The sequence below is a fragment of the Actinoplanes sp. NPDC051388 genome (assembly GCF_055586225.1).
In genome coordinates this window covers 254468-267004 of sequence record NZ_JBVJIP010000002.1, presented here as the reverse complement: position 1 = coordinate 267004, position 12537 = coordinate 254468, and the positions used below count along the sequence as shown (strand labels likewise).

At 71.3% G+C, this 12537-nt stretch carries 9 protein-coding genes; 3 read left to right on the top strand and 6 right to left on the bottom strand.

Annotation, left to right across the window (positions count from 1 at the left end; genetic code table 11):
- Positions 1 to 39 precede the first annotated feature (39 nt).
- Positions 40 to 2724, bottom strand: coding sequence for a replicative DNA helicase (locus ACZ6TI_RS05425; RefSeq protein WP_465343762.1), 2685 nt, complete (start codon positions 2722 to 2724; stop codon positions 40 to 42).
- A 529-nt stretch (positions 2725 to 3253) separates the two neighbouring features.
- Here ACZ6TI_RS05425 and ACZ6TI_RS05420 point away from each other — a divergent pair.
- A complete protein-coding gene (locus ACZ6TI_RS05420) occupies positions 3254 to 6478 on the top strand; it encodes a hypothetical protein (RefSeq protein WP_465343761.1) in 3225 nt (1074 codons plus the stop codon).
- Positions 6479 to 6623: 145 nt separating this feature from the next.
- Entirely contained in the window at positions 6624 to 7022 is a 399-nt protein-coding gene (locus ACZ6TI_RS05415; RefSeq protein WP_465343760.1) for a YciI family protein, read from the top strand.
- 144 nt (positions 7023 to 7166) lie between these two features.
- Here the strand turns inward: ACZ6TI_RS05415 and rplI are convergent, their stop codons facing one another.
- The 5 genes from rplI to ACZ6TI_RS05390 form a co-directional block, all read right to left on the bottom strand.
- On the bottom strand, positions 7167 to 7616 hold the full coding sequence (rplI, locus tag ACZ6TI_RS05410) for a 50S ribosomal protein L9 (RefSeq protein ID WP_465343759.1): 450 nt from the start codon (positions 7614 to 7616) through the stop codon (positions 7167 to 7169).
- Positions 7617 to 7630: 14 nt separating this feature from the next.
- Positions 7631 to 7870 carry a 30S ribosomal protein S18 gene (rpsR, locus tag ACZ6TI_RS05405; protein WP_007073789.1) on the bottom strand — a complete coding sequence of 80 codons (240 nt, stop codon included), beginning with the start codon at positions 7868 to 7870 and terminating at the stop codon, positions 7631 to 7633.
- A gap of 29 nt (positions 7871 to 7899) precedes the next feature.
- Positions 7900 to 8466, bottom strand: coding sequence for a single-stranded DNA-binding protein (locus ACZ6TI_RS05400; RefSeq protein ID WP_465343758.1), 567 nt, complete (start codon positions 8464 to 8466; stop codon positions 7900 to 7902).
- Positions 8467 to 8534: 68 nt separating this feature from the next.
- On the bottom strand, positions 8535 to 8825 hold the full coding sequence (gene rpsF / locus ACZ6TI_RS05395; RefSeq protein ID WP_225254282.1) for a 30S ribosomal protein S6: 291 nt from the start codon (positions 8823 to 8825) through the stop codon (positions 8535 to 8537).
- Positions 8826 to 9094: 269 nt separating this feature from the next.
- Entirely contained in the window at positions 9095 to 10075 is a 981-nt protein-coding gene (locus tag ACZ6TI_RS05390; RefSeq protein WP_465343757.1) for a hypothetical protein, read from the bottom strand.
- Between the two features lie 128 nt (positions 10076 to 10203).
- On the opposite strand from ACZ6TI_RS05390, the gene ACZ6TI_RS05385 reads away from it, so the two are divergent.
- Positions 10204 to 10980, top strand: a complete 777-nt coding sequence (locus ACZ6TI_RS05385) for a deoxyribonuclease IV (protein WP_465343756.1) — start codon at positions 10204 to 10206, stop codon at positions 10978 to 10980.
- Positions 10981 to 12537: the final 1557 nt, after the last annotated feature.

Here is a 12537-nt window from a genome sequence, read left to right as displayed (position 1 = left end):
GGCGCGGTTGACCCACCGCCCGCGTCGGAACGGCGGCTGCTAGACGATGGCCATGTCGACGAAGCGGGACAAGTGCAGCTGTGCGGCCACCGTCACCGTGTCTGTTGGGCCGTTTCGGTGCTTGGCGACGATGAAGTCCGCCTCGCCGGCCCTCGGGGACTCTTTGTCGTAGTAGTCGTCTCGGTGGAGCAGGATCACGACGTCGGCGTCCTGCTCGATCGAGTTGTGCGTGGCGATGCCGTTGGCCACGAAGTTGTGCACTCCCATGACCGTCGCGTCGTAGACGTCCTGCTCGCCCAGCGGGTCGATCGCCACGATCTCGTCCCAGAGCACGTCGTTGGTGGCGAGGAGCTCGAGCTCGGCGTTGTCCAGCACTTCAGCGACCCGCGCCAGGCGCTGACGGCTGGGCGCCTGCTTCCACAGTGCGCTGCCGCTGAACGCGGTGCCCAACGCAGCCGCGAAGCGGCGATGCGTCATGCCCTTGTCGAGCAGGATCTTGCGGACATCGACCCAGACCTCTTTGGGAACGGTGTCCACGTCCGGGTTGCCGCGCACCGACTCGAGCGCGGCCAGCAAGAGCTCGCACGACGCCGATCGCGCGCCGTGCACCCCGATCTCGCGGAGGAAGCGAAGTTGGTCGTCCCGCCCGGAGATGTCGAGCGTGAACTGTGAGCGATGTGGCCCCGGCGTGACCTGCCGGATCCTGGCGGTGATGCCGAAGCGGAGCAGCAACCGCGACACACCATCGAGCAGCCGGCGACTGGTGGAGGCGTAGTAGACACGGCCACCACGACCGGACTTGTCGATCGTGACCGAACCGTCGGTCGCCCACAGGTGATGCAGGAACGCCCGGATCTGATCTTTCGGCACGTTGAAGAGCGACTCGGGCACGAACTTGTCGTGTGAACGCAGCCCGAACAGGCCGAGGCCGTCCAGCCACTCCGCGATCGGGTTTCGGCGGCCACGGGCGAGCCGCATGGGCGCCGGCAGACGCAGCGTGGTGACCCGAGCCGCCGGGTAGTCGTCTCGGACGGCGGTGACCCCGAAGTGCTTCGCCGCCTTCTCCACCGCCATCAGGTTTTCCTCGTCGACGCTCGCATATCGCAGCGGCTGGCGTCGGACGAACGAGCCGTCACCGAGCAGATGCGCCAACAGGACGATCTCGGCGTCGTGCCAGCCCGTCGTCATCATCGGCGGCGGAACGTGCCGTGGCACCGCGATCCGGCCGCCCACCGCGAGCTCGCCCAGCGGCGTCCAGCCGGCATAGGCCAGGAATGGGTGGTTCGCGGTGGCGTCGATCTCTCGGCCGGAAGCCAGGCGCAGCCGGAAGACCGGCTTGCGGCCGCTCGGAAAGACGTGCGTCATGGTGCGAGGGGTGTATTGCAGCCGCTCGTTCAGCGCCCACACGGGAATGTCGCTGCTTCCCTTGGCCAGCAGTTCACCGAGGGTGACTTCCTGGTTGTTGTCGGCGCGCATGACCCGGGTGCTTGCCGTCAGGCAGCCCGACTCGCGCAGGTCTGACAGCTGCGGGCGCTTGTCGGTGCGCTGCTCGGGGCCGCGGTTCAGCTGGCTCACCGCGATCACCGGGCACTCCACCTCCTTGGCCAGCAGCTTGAGGCCACGGGACAGGTCGGCGACCTCCTGCTGGCGGCTCTCGGTGCGCTTCGGCGATGTCATCAGCTGCAGGTAGTCGACGACGATCAGCTTGAGGTCGTGGCGCTGCTTGAGGCGGCGCGCCTTGGCTCGGATCTCCATCAGGTTCATGCTCGGGGTGTCGTCGACGAAGATCGGGGCCTCGCTGATCTCGCCCATGCGGCGGGCCAGCTTGGTCCAGTCGTCGTCCGACAGCTGGCCCGAGCGCAGCACGCCCAGTGGCACCCTGGCCTCGGCGGACAGCAGGCGCATGACGATCTCGATCTTGCTCATTTCGAGCGAGAAGATGGCGCTGGCGCAGTTGGCCCGGATCGCCGCGTTGCGGGCGAAGTCCATGCTCGCCGTCGACTTTCCCAGACCCGGGCGGCCGGCCACGATGATCAGCTGGCCGGGGTGTAGGCCGTTGAGCAGCCGGTCCAGGTCGCTGAAGCCGGTCGGTACGCCGGTCATCATGCCGTTGGTGGCGCCGACCGCCTCGATCTCGTCGAGCGTGGGCTGCAGCATGTCGGCGAGGATCGCGAAGTCTTCGCTGACCCGGCGCTCGGTGACGTCGTAGACCGCCTGCTGCGCCAGGTCGACGATGTCGTCCACGTCGCGGCCGCCGTTGCCCCCGGTGCCATAACCGAGCTGCACGATCTTGGTGCCCGCCTCGACCAGGCGGCGCAGCACGGCCCGCTCCGAGACGATGCGCGCGTAGTACGACGCGTTCGCCGCCGTCGGCACACTCTCGATCAACGTGTGCAGATAGGGCACGCCACCCACGCGCTGCAGGTCGCCCTGGTCGGACAGAGCCGCCGCCACGGTCACGCCGTCGGCCGGCTCACCTCGCCCGTACAGGTCGAGAATGATGTCGAAGACCGTGGCGTGCACGGGCCGGTAGAAGTCGTGGGTCTTGAGGATCTCCACGACGTCGGCGATCGCGTCCTTGGACAGCAGCATGCCGCCGAGCACGCTCTGCTCGGCCGCGATGTCCTGCGGCGGCGACTTGTCGAACCCACCGCTCTCCGGCGACCGGCCACCCGGCGCGGGCTGCGGACGGGACTCCGGCCGCGCGTCGTCCGTGATCGACACTCGGACCTCCCTCCACTCGCCGACGCCAGGACGCGCCGCATTGAAAACCGGACCCGCAATGATCAAACAACCCGGGTACGACACTTTTGGATGAACGTGGAGCCCGACTCCACCCGGCAGGGCGGCAGAAGCATACGAAGCCCTCGGTGACCTGCCCAACCGAGCCCGGTGGACGAACCTGTGGACATCTGGCCTGGAGCTGTGTGCAGCCCTGTGCACAGCCTGTGTATAACGTCTGGGGATGACGCCGGTTGTGCCTTCCCGAGCAGGGACTTCGTTGTCCTCACCATGTGGATGAACAAAACATGGCCCGGACGTGCAAAAACTGCCCGCGGTGACCAAGCCGTCGCTTCTGGGCGTTGCGGTTCGGCCTGCCAGCGGTCACGCTTTTCAGGTGGACCAACGGGATTGGGACTATGGGGCCCGCCTGCCGCGCGAAAGTCGCGCCCAGGAGCCCTGGTCTACCCAAGATAGTCCGGAAAATCCCGATAATTCGCGCACGTGGAGTTCGGTAACCGACACCGGGAGTATGCAACCCATTCCCGAGGCCGTCGCCTGGGCCGAGCGGGCGGACGCGTGGGCCGCGCAGCCGGAGGAGAACCAGGGCGGTCAGCTTCAGCCGAGCCGCTGGTCAGACGTGGCGGCGTCGGGTCGCACCGCCTTCCCGGAGGACGGCGTCGGCTGGCGCACGGAGACCGCGGAGTGGCGCGCGACCGAGCAGACCGCCCGCTGGCGGCAGACCACCGAGTGGCGTTCGACCTCCGGCACGCACGGCTGGCGGTCCACGACGGAGGCTTGGCACACCGGGGCCGGCGCCGAGGGTTTCCTCCCCCCGGTCGAGTCGCAGACCAATCAACCCCTGGCAATCTCGGGTACGGCGTGGAACGCCCCGCAGGGTGACGACGCTCCGCCGGCCGAGCAACCCGACCCGGCCCGTTCGTGGCAGACCACCGACGGCAACGGCTCCACCACCTGGCACCGATTCACCGAGAGCACCCCACCGGCCGATCAGCGCCCGGCGTGGCAGCAGTTCACCGCGCCACCCGGCATGCCCGGCCCGTCCGGTCCGCCGGCCGCGCCCCCGTGGCAGCCGTCCGACCGGCCCAGCGCGACGCCGTCCTGGCAGCAACTGGTCGAGCCCACGCCCTACGACCCGCCGTCCCAGCGCACCCGTCCGAGCTGGGACTCGTCCCCGGGCCCGGCGCCGACGATCAACAGCAGCGCCACGGGCGGCTTCGACGACGGCCGTCACCTGGTCCGCGAGGACGACCGCGACCGGTGGCGTCGCGAGTCGGGGCTGGACGACGGTTCCGGTGGCGGCCGCCGCCGGGCCTCCGACCCGGGCTCGCGCTCGGGCGCCGGCTGGAGCACGCGCTCCGATTCCGACAACTGGGCGGGCCACGACGACACCGGCAGCATGCAGATGTTCGACGCGTCGGCGCTGGCCGCCCCCACGTCGGCGCCGAGCTGGCGGGGCACCGAGGAGCCGCCGACCGACTGGCGCGGCCAGCCGGAGCGGCCGTCCTGGAACGACCCGGCGGCCCGCAGCGCATCGGCGCCGCCGGCCTGGCGGGCCGACCCGGGCGCACCCCGGCACGTCTCGTCCGCCCCGGCCTGGAACCCGGAGGAGGCCGGTCCGGCCGCCGGCCGCCCCGGCGAGGAGACCCCGCCCGGTCGCTGGCAGGCGGACGACGCCCGCACCTGGGGCAACGCCGGCAGCCCGGCCGAGCGCCGCCGTGACTACGAAGAGCCGCCGACCCGCCCGGTCACCGGCGCGACCGGCTGGCGCACCGCGGAGCCGCCCACCGAGAGCTGGCGCCGCGACGAGCCCGGGCCCGGCGCCGAGGGCTGGCGTCCCGGTCAGCCGGTCCCCGGCGCGGAGAGCTGGCGCGGCACCGACCCGGCATCCGGCGGCCCGGCCGGCGACAGCTGGCGTCGCGTCAACCCGGCCTCGGGCGCGCCCGGCGGCCGGCGCCGCGGTGAGCCCGGCCCGGAGCCCTACCGCCCGCTCGACGAGTCCATGCAGCCGCGGCGCGCCCGCGACAGCGCCGAGCCGCCCACCGGCGGCGCCGCGGCCATCGGCTGGCGCACTGCGGAGCCGCCCACCGAGAGCTGGCGGTCCGCGCCGGACGAGACCGCGCCTCGCCGATACGAAGAACCGCCGACCCGCCCGGTCACCGGCGCGGCCGCGGCCATCGGCTGGCGCGAGGAGCCCCAGCCGCCCCGGCGCCGGGACTACGACGAACAGACCGGTCGGCCGATCAGCCCGGTCGACTGGGACCGTGGCGAGGCCGACCCCGGCCGGCGCCGCGACTACGACGACCCGCAGCCGCCGCGCCGTGCGGCCAACGGTGCGGCCGCCGCGATCGGCTGGCGCGAGGAGCCCCGGCCCGCCGACTGGCGTGACGACCTGGCCGGCGACGGCCGGCGACGCCCCGAGATCGAGGGCCCGCGTCGCGACGACCGCCGCCCGGGCTGGCAGGACGACGACACCCGCCCGGCGTGGCGCGAGGGTGACGGCCCGGACCGGCGCGCCGAGCCGCGGCGGCCGGCCTGGCAGGACGAGCTGCGCGACGACATCGCCCGCGACGGCGAGCCGCCGATCCGGCCGCGCAGCGGCGCCGCGCCGGGCGGCCGGCGCGAGGAACCGGGCTCCCGGCGCCGCGAGATCGAGGCGCCGACCGAGCAGTGGGCCGGCAACAACGCCGAGACCGGGCTGATTCCGCCGGTGCGCGAGCCGGGCGCCGGCACCCGGGGCGGCGGTTCGCGTTCGAGTGCGGTCGGCCGGGCTCGCCCGAGCAACCCGAACCGTCGTCGTGACGGTGACCCCGGCGGCCTTCGTCCGGGCGACACCGGCACCCGGATGAGCGCGGCGCCGCTGAGCCCCGAGGTCTATCAGCGGGGGCCCGGCGCCGGCCGCGCCGGAGACGGCAACTGGCCGGACGAGCAGCCCCGCGACGTGGACTGGCGCGACCAGATGCGGAGCGAGACCGAGCCCTATGTCGGGGATGCGGTCACCGAGATCCGCCGCTTCGACCAGGCCGACTGGCAGCGGGAGCAGGCCGCCCGAGGCACGGCGACCTACCGCGAGAACGACACCGGCGACTGGCGGCGTGATCTGGCCGCGGAGAGCACCGATCTGGCCGACGGCGAGTCGCGGCGGTTCGGCACCCAGGACTTCGTGCCGTTCAAACCGGTCAACGGCTCGGCCGCGGCGCCGCCCGCACCGGTGTCGCCGAACGTCCAGGCCATCCCGCCGTCGTCCACCGGCACGCGTCAGCCGATGGTGGAGCCGGCTGCGGACACCGAGTGGCCGCCTCGCCGGCCGGCGGGCTACCAGAGCCCCGCGACGACCGGCTCCTACGAGCGCCGGCCGGTCGGTGGCGGCCTGGCCACCGAGGACCGGCCCAACAACCTGCTCGAGCCGGACGAGGACGAGATCGAGGAGGACACCGGCGGTCCGCTCGCGGCGGTCGGTTACACGGTCATCTGGTACGGCGTACCCGTCGTCCTGTTCCTGATCTATTACATCGTCATGCTGAACACGAACGAGCAGGCGCACGCCCTCGACACCCTGGTCGGCGCGGCGCCGCAGTTCGGCCTGTCGCTGCTGCTCAGCATCGGTGTGGCGGTCGGCCTGCGGTGGGCCAGCGGCTCCTGGAAGGCTGCGAGCGTGGGCCTGGCGGCCGCGGTGATGGGCGGCGGCCTGGCCACGGTCCTGTCCTCGGCCATCACCGGCAACAGCCTCAGCTGACCCGGCCCGGGCGTCGCCCGCGTGGCGCGCCGAGCGGCGGAAATCCGGTGAAGATTGTCCGGCGCAGTGTCGAATCCGGTGCGAGTCGTTCGTAGAGCAGGTGAGAGGCGACCACGGCCGGCCGCCGGGACAAGGGAGCTATGGGATGTCGCAATACCTGATCTCGTTCAACGAAGGCTCGATGGACCACGTCTCGGACGAGGACCTGCCCGAGGTGGGCAAGGCCGCGCAGGCGGCGGCTCAGGAGGCCATGGACGCCGGCGTCTGGCTGTTCGGGGGCGGGCTGGAAAGGCAGCAGGCGAGCGTCGTGGCCACGGACGGGACGGTCACCGACGGCCCTTTCCCGGAGACCAAGGAGGTCATCGGCGGGTTCGCGGTCGTCGAAGTCGCCACCCGTGAGGAGGCTCTGGTCTGGGCAGCCAAGCTCGCGGCCGCCTGCCGCTGCGCCCAGGAGGTCCGCCTGCTCGGGCCCGGCCCCGAGATGGAGGCGATCCTCCGTGAGGCCGACCACCGACGCCCGATCTCGGAAGACCCGGCACGCTAGAACAAGACCCGCATGGCAGTGGCGAGCATCGGCGTCCATGCGGTTGCTGAGTCGTGGAGATTTGGGGGCTCGGTCCCCGAGCGGACATGACAGGAGGCCCCGGCCTGCGTTTTCCGCAGACACGGGGCCTCCGCCCGCCGGACCTTACTTGGCGCCGACCACGTTCACCGGGAACGTGGCGGTCACCTCGGGGTGCAGCTTGATCTTGATGTTGTGCGTGCCGGTCGTCTTGATCTGACCGGTCGTCTCGAGACGACGCCGGTCCAGCGACGGACCGCCGGCGGCCTTGACCGCGTCGACGATCTCGGCCGGGGTGATCGAACCGAACAGCCGGCCGCCGTTGCCGGACCGCGCCGACAGCGTGACCTTGAGACCGGCGAGCTGGTCCTTGACCTCGTTCGCCTGGCCCAGGTCGCGGATCTCCCGGGCGTCACGCGCCCGCTTGATGACCGTGACCTGCTTTTCCGCGCCCTTGCTCCAGCGGATCGCGAAGGCCTGCGGCAGCAGGTAGTTACGGCCGTAGCCGTCCTTCACCTCCACCACGTCGCCGGGGCCGCCGAGGCCCGAAACTTCCTGAGTAAGGATGATCTTCATATCCGGGCCTCCCCTCAGCGCGCCGTTGCCGTGTACGGCAGAAGCGCCATCTCGCGGGCGTTCTTAACCGCGCGGGCGATCTGCCGTTGCTGCTGCGAGGTCACACCGGTGACCCGCCGAGCGCGGATCTTGCCGCGGTCGGAGATGAACTTACGCAGCAGCGCGGTGTCCTTGTAGTCGATATAGGTGATCCCGTCCTTGTCGAGCGGGTTCACCTTCTTCTTCGGCTTGCGAAGTGCCGCAGCCTTGGCCATTGCTCGTGCTCCTGGAATTGTCTTTTCCCTTAGAACGGGGGCTCGTCATCGAAGTTTGAGGTGCTGCGACCACCGCCGGAGGAGGAGGACGCCGGCGCTGCCGTGGCCCACGGGTCGTCGAAGGAGGTGTTGCTTCCTCCGCCGCCACCGCCGTTGCCACCGCTGGGCTGCCGGGCACCGCCACCACCGCCACCGCCGGAGGCGCCGAAGCCACCCCCGCCGCCGCCGGAACGGCTCATCTTCTGCACCTTTGCCGTGGCATAGCGCAGTGACGGGCCGATCTCGTCGACCTCGAGCTCGTAGACGGTGCGCTTCTCGCCCTCACGCGTTTCGTATGACCGCTGACGCAGCCGCCCCTGCACGATTACCCGAGAACCGCGTTGCAGCGACTCGGCTACGTGCTCGGCTGCGTCGCGCCAGATGTTGCACGCGAGGAAGAGTGGCTCGCCGTCTTTCCACTCACCGGATGCGCGGTCCATGGTCCGCGGCGTCGAGGCGATGCGGAACTTGGCGACCGCCGCACCCGAGGGGGTGAAGCGGAGCTCGGGGTCGTCGGTCAAGTTGCCGACGACCGTGATGGTGGTTTCTCCTGCCATGATCTTCTCCTCGCCGCTGAGCGTCGTTCACGCAAGAGGCTCTCAGAGCCCCCTGACAAAAACGAGCGTCAGCGGGTCTCGGGCCGGATGACCTTGGTGCGCAGGATGGACTCGTTGAGCCGGAGCTGACGATCCAGCTCGGCCACGGCCTCGGGGGTCGCCTGCAGGTCAACGACGGCGTAAATGCCTTCGGCCTTTTTGTTGATCTCGTACGAGAGCCGGCGACGGCCCCACACGTCGAGCTTTTCGACCGAGCCGCCCGCGGTCCGGATCACGTTCAGATACGTGTCGAGCGACGGGGCGACGGTGCGCTCCTCGAGACTGGGATCGAGGATCACCATGAGTTCGTAATGACGCAAGACAATCTCACCTCCTGTGGGCTGAACGGCCACGGTCTCTCCGTGGCAGGAGGTCTTGTGTCTGTCACGCGGGCACAGTGATGCCCGGGTGACGGTCAAGTGTAGCGAAGCCTCTGCCGGACACGGAATCGGGCCCCGCCGCAGTGCGACGAGGCCCGTCCGAGGAGCCGCGGGGCGTCCGGTCCGCATTCGCTGGGTGGGACCTGGGGAGGAACGACCACACCGATGAGGTTGGACGCAGCCGCCCCGCGGAGCTTTCTGCCGGTAGCTTACGCGATGTTTGACCGAGATGCACGTTGCGACACAATTGCCCGAATAGCCGCGGCGGCGACCCCGAGCGTCAGCACGCCCGCCACCATCGCGAGCATGCCGACCGGCTGCCGGTTCTGGATCGGCTTCATCTCGGCGACCGGTTCGGCGGCCGCGATGTTCGACGGCGGCACGCCCGGTGCCGCGCCGACGGCTTCGGACATGGTCGGCAACCCCAAGGTGGGTACGCCCGGGACGATCGTCTTCCGGTCACCGGGCGGCATGCCGGAGAACGTCGGCGTGCCGGCTCCCGTACCCCGGGTGATCCTGGTCTTGACCCTGATCGGCGAAGCCGCGCCACCCTGCGGCATGGTCTGCAGCGCGGAGGCCGCGGCCTGGGTCATCGGCCGGGACGTGATCGGGTGCGTGACGCCCGGACGCGTGCTGGTCACGGTGGTGCGCGAGGGGCGGGTGGCCGGCGGCACCGAGTCGGGCAGCGCGGAACCGGTGCCGGTGGAATCGGTGCCCGGCGCGGACGGCGAGTCGGAGTCGTCCGGTTCGATCGGCGTGGCGTCGTCGTCGGTCGGGCCCGGAATCGGATCGGGCGTCGTGCTCGGCGTCGCGGTGATCAGCACCGGCGTCGACTCGGCGCCCAGCGCGCAGGACGGACTGAGCTGGACGGCCGTGGTGCCGCGGCGGAAGACCACCTCGGTCGAGCCGTCGTCCGCGAGCGTGCCCTTCGAATCGCCGCCGAGCGAGAGGCGCGCGCTGTGCCCGGTGCGATTGACGACCCGGACCGTGGAGTCGGCCGGAACCGTCATCGAGTTCACATTCGGCGTCGAGCGGCACGACAGCCCGAGCACGCCACCGCCGCCGAAGACCACCTGCCGGCCGCCGCCCTCGACCTGCTCGGCGCTCGCCGTCCCGTTCGTCAGCAGCGGAACACCGAGGAGAAGACCCCCCAGCGTCAGTGCTGCCACCCGGTATCGGACCTGCGACATGCGATCTCTCCCAGCTACGGCCGAAGATCCGGCCACGACGGCGAAACGTGATCAATCCGTTAACGAGACGTCGCGCGCGGCGGTGACGCGGGCGGTTTTGGTCGTACCGGCGTCGTAGGCTCGTGGCCATGCGCATCGGAGCTCACGTCGACCCGGCTGATCCGCTGACCGCGGCGGCCGACCGCAAGGCGGACGCGGTCCAGTTCTTCCTGACCGACCCGCAGGGTTACAAGACCCCCGTGCCGCGCGAGGACGCGGCCGATCTGCGGGCGTCCGACGTGGACATCTATATCCATGCGCCCTACATCGTCAATGTCGCGACGCTCAACAACCGGATCCGCATCCCGAGCCGGAAACTGATGATGGCGCACGCTTCCGCGGCGGCCGAGCTCGGCGCCAAGGGGCTGATCGTGCACGGCGGCCACGTCGGCGCGGGCAACGATCTGGCCGCCGGTTTCGTCAATTGGCGCAAGGCTTTCGAATATGCGGAAAAGGACGGCGGGCTGCCGCTGCCGGTGCTGATCGAGAACACCGCGGGCGGCGACAACGCGATCTGCCGCAAGTTCGACAACCTGGCCCGGCTGTGGGACGCGGTGGGCGACTTCGGCGCGGGCTTCTGCCTGGATACGTGTCACGCGCACGCCGGCGGCGAGGAGCTGCTGGACATCGTCGACCGGGTCAAGGCGATCACCGGCCGGATCGACCTGATCCACGCGAACGACTCGAAGGACGCCTTCGACAGCGGCCGCGACCGGCACGACAACCTCGGAAGTGGCAAGATCGACCCCGAACTGGTGGCGGCCGTCGTTCGAGCAGCCGGCGCACCGGTCATCGTGGAGACTCCGGGTGGAGTCGAGGGGCAGTCGGCCGACATCGCGCTGCTGCGGGCGCGAGCGGGCAGCTGAGCAGGCGGCACAGGGGAGAGCCATGACGACGGACAAGCCGGCGTCCGGCCCGGCCACGCCCGCCTCCGGCCCGCCAGGGGCCACCCGCCCGTCGGCGGACGAGCCCACGACCACCCCGGCCAGCGACACAACACCGCAGCCTGAGCGCACCGCAGCCGAGGCGGCGGTCAGCGACACCTCACCGCCGCCCGAACGCTCCGCGGCCGAGCCCACGACCGCTGCGGCGGCCAGCGACACAACGCCGCAGGCCGAGCGCTCCGCGGCCGAGCCGGCCGCAACCCGGCGCGACACTTCGCCGCCTCCGCACGAGGCCGGCGGAAACGATCAGCCCAACCCGTCGAGCTCCGACTCGTTGGCTGCCGGGACCAGCCCAAAGAGTCCTCGTCGTCGCGCGCCGCGCAAAGCGGGCAGAGTCGAAGGGCAGGGCGATGACCGGGACGCGATGACTCAACCCGGCTCTCGTGACGAGCCGCCGCAGGGCGAAACTGCCGCCGGCGGCACCTCGGGTCCGCGCTCGCGTCCGAGCGAGAGCGATCGGCTTGGGCCGACAGGTGTCGGGGCGACGGTTGCTGGGCCAGACCAAGCGGGCCCGGTTCGACGGTCCCCGAGCAATGGCAACGCCGACGCACAGGCCGCCGGGCCTGGCCCGGCCGTTCAACCCGGACCCGAACCGCGCGACGTGCCCCCGCGCCGCGAGACGGCCGTCAACGGCACTGGCGGGCCGTCCTCACCCTCGCGTCAGACCGACGGGAACAATCGGGCCAGCTCGGAGAGCTTCGCGGTCCCCGCGCCTCAGACTCAGGGCCTTCCGGACCGTGAAGCACCGCACCCGGGCGGTGCTGGGAGGCAGTCCGCAATCTCTGACTCGACCTCCAGATCCACACCGCGCGAAGCCGGGAGTGCCGATCAGCGCGCCCGAGGCGTTGGTCCGGCTTCCGGGAGCGCGACGCCCGAGAGCACCCGCACCGATCAACAATCCCCAACCCGCCAACCCACACCCCGCGAGTCCGACAGCACCGGCCAGCAGGTCTCAGGTCGCGGCCCCGCTTCTGCGGGTGCAACGGGTGAGGGCGGCGGCGCTGATGACCGGCCCTCAACCCGCCGACCCTCGCCTGAGCGAGGCCAAGTGGCACCCTTCAGGGACTTGGGGATTCGGGGGGCGGGGGAGACGCCGCGGGGGCCTAGCGGCAGCCGCGGGCCGGCTGCCTTCTCCGGCACCATCGAGGGCGCCGGTAGTGCTCCGAGCGGGCCTTCAGGGCGGTCGGCTTTCGCGAGGCCACGCACTGAGTCAGCCGGACCGGTCGGTGCAGGAACGGCGGCCGGCTCAGGCGGCGCGACTGGCTTTCCCGGTGTGTCCAACGCACCCGGGACATCTGGCGCCGAGAGCGCTGGTGGCGCAGCAACCGGAGGCGCCGAACCAGCGAAGACCGGCACGACGGCCGCTGCCAGCACGGCGGCCACGGGCAGCACGGTCGCTGCGGGCAATGCAGCGGGTGCGAGCGCGGGCGGCTCGGCGGGGCCCGCCAGCGGCGGCGCGGCGGGCGCAGCCGCAGTAAG

Excerpts from the sequence above, each read along its gene's own strand:
- ACZ6TI_RS05390 (WP_465343757.1), bottom strand. The coding sequence starts at position 10,075 with ATGTCGCAGGTCCGATACCGGGTGGCAGCACTGACGCTGGGGGGTCTT.
- ACZ6TI_RS05415 (WP_465343760.1), top strand. The coding sequence starts at position 6,624 with ATGTCGCAATACCTGATCTCGTTCAACGAAGGCTCGATGGACCACGTC.
- ACZ6TI_RS05400 (WP_465343758.1), bottom strand. The coding sequence starts at position 8,466 with ATGGCAGGAGAAACCACCATCACGGTCGTCGGCAACTTGACCGACGAC.
- ACZ6TI_RS05385 (WP_465343756.1), top strand. The coding sequence starts at position 10,204 with ATGCGCATCGGAGCTCACGTCGACCCGGCTGATCCGCTGACCGCGGCG.
- ACZ6TI_RS05420 (WP_465343761.1), top strand. The coding sequence starts at position 3,254 with ATGCAACCCATTCCCGAGGCCGTCGCCTGGGCCGAGCGGGCGGACGCG.
- rpsR (WP_007073789.1), bottom strand. The coding sequence starts at position 7,870 with ATGGCCAAGGCTGCGGCACTTCGCAAGCCGAAGAAGAAGGTGAACCCG.
- rplI (WP_465343759.1), bottom strand. The coding sequence starts at position 7,616 with ATGAAGATCATCCTTACTCAGGAAGTTTCGGGCCTCGGCGGCCCCGGC.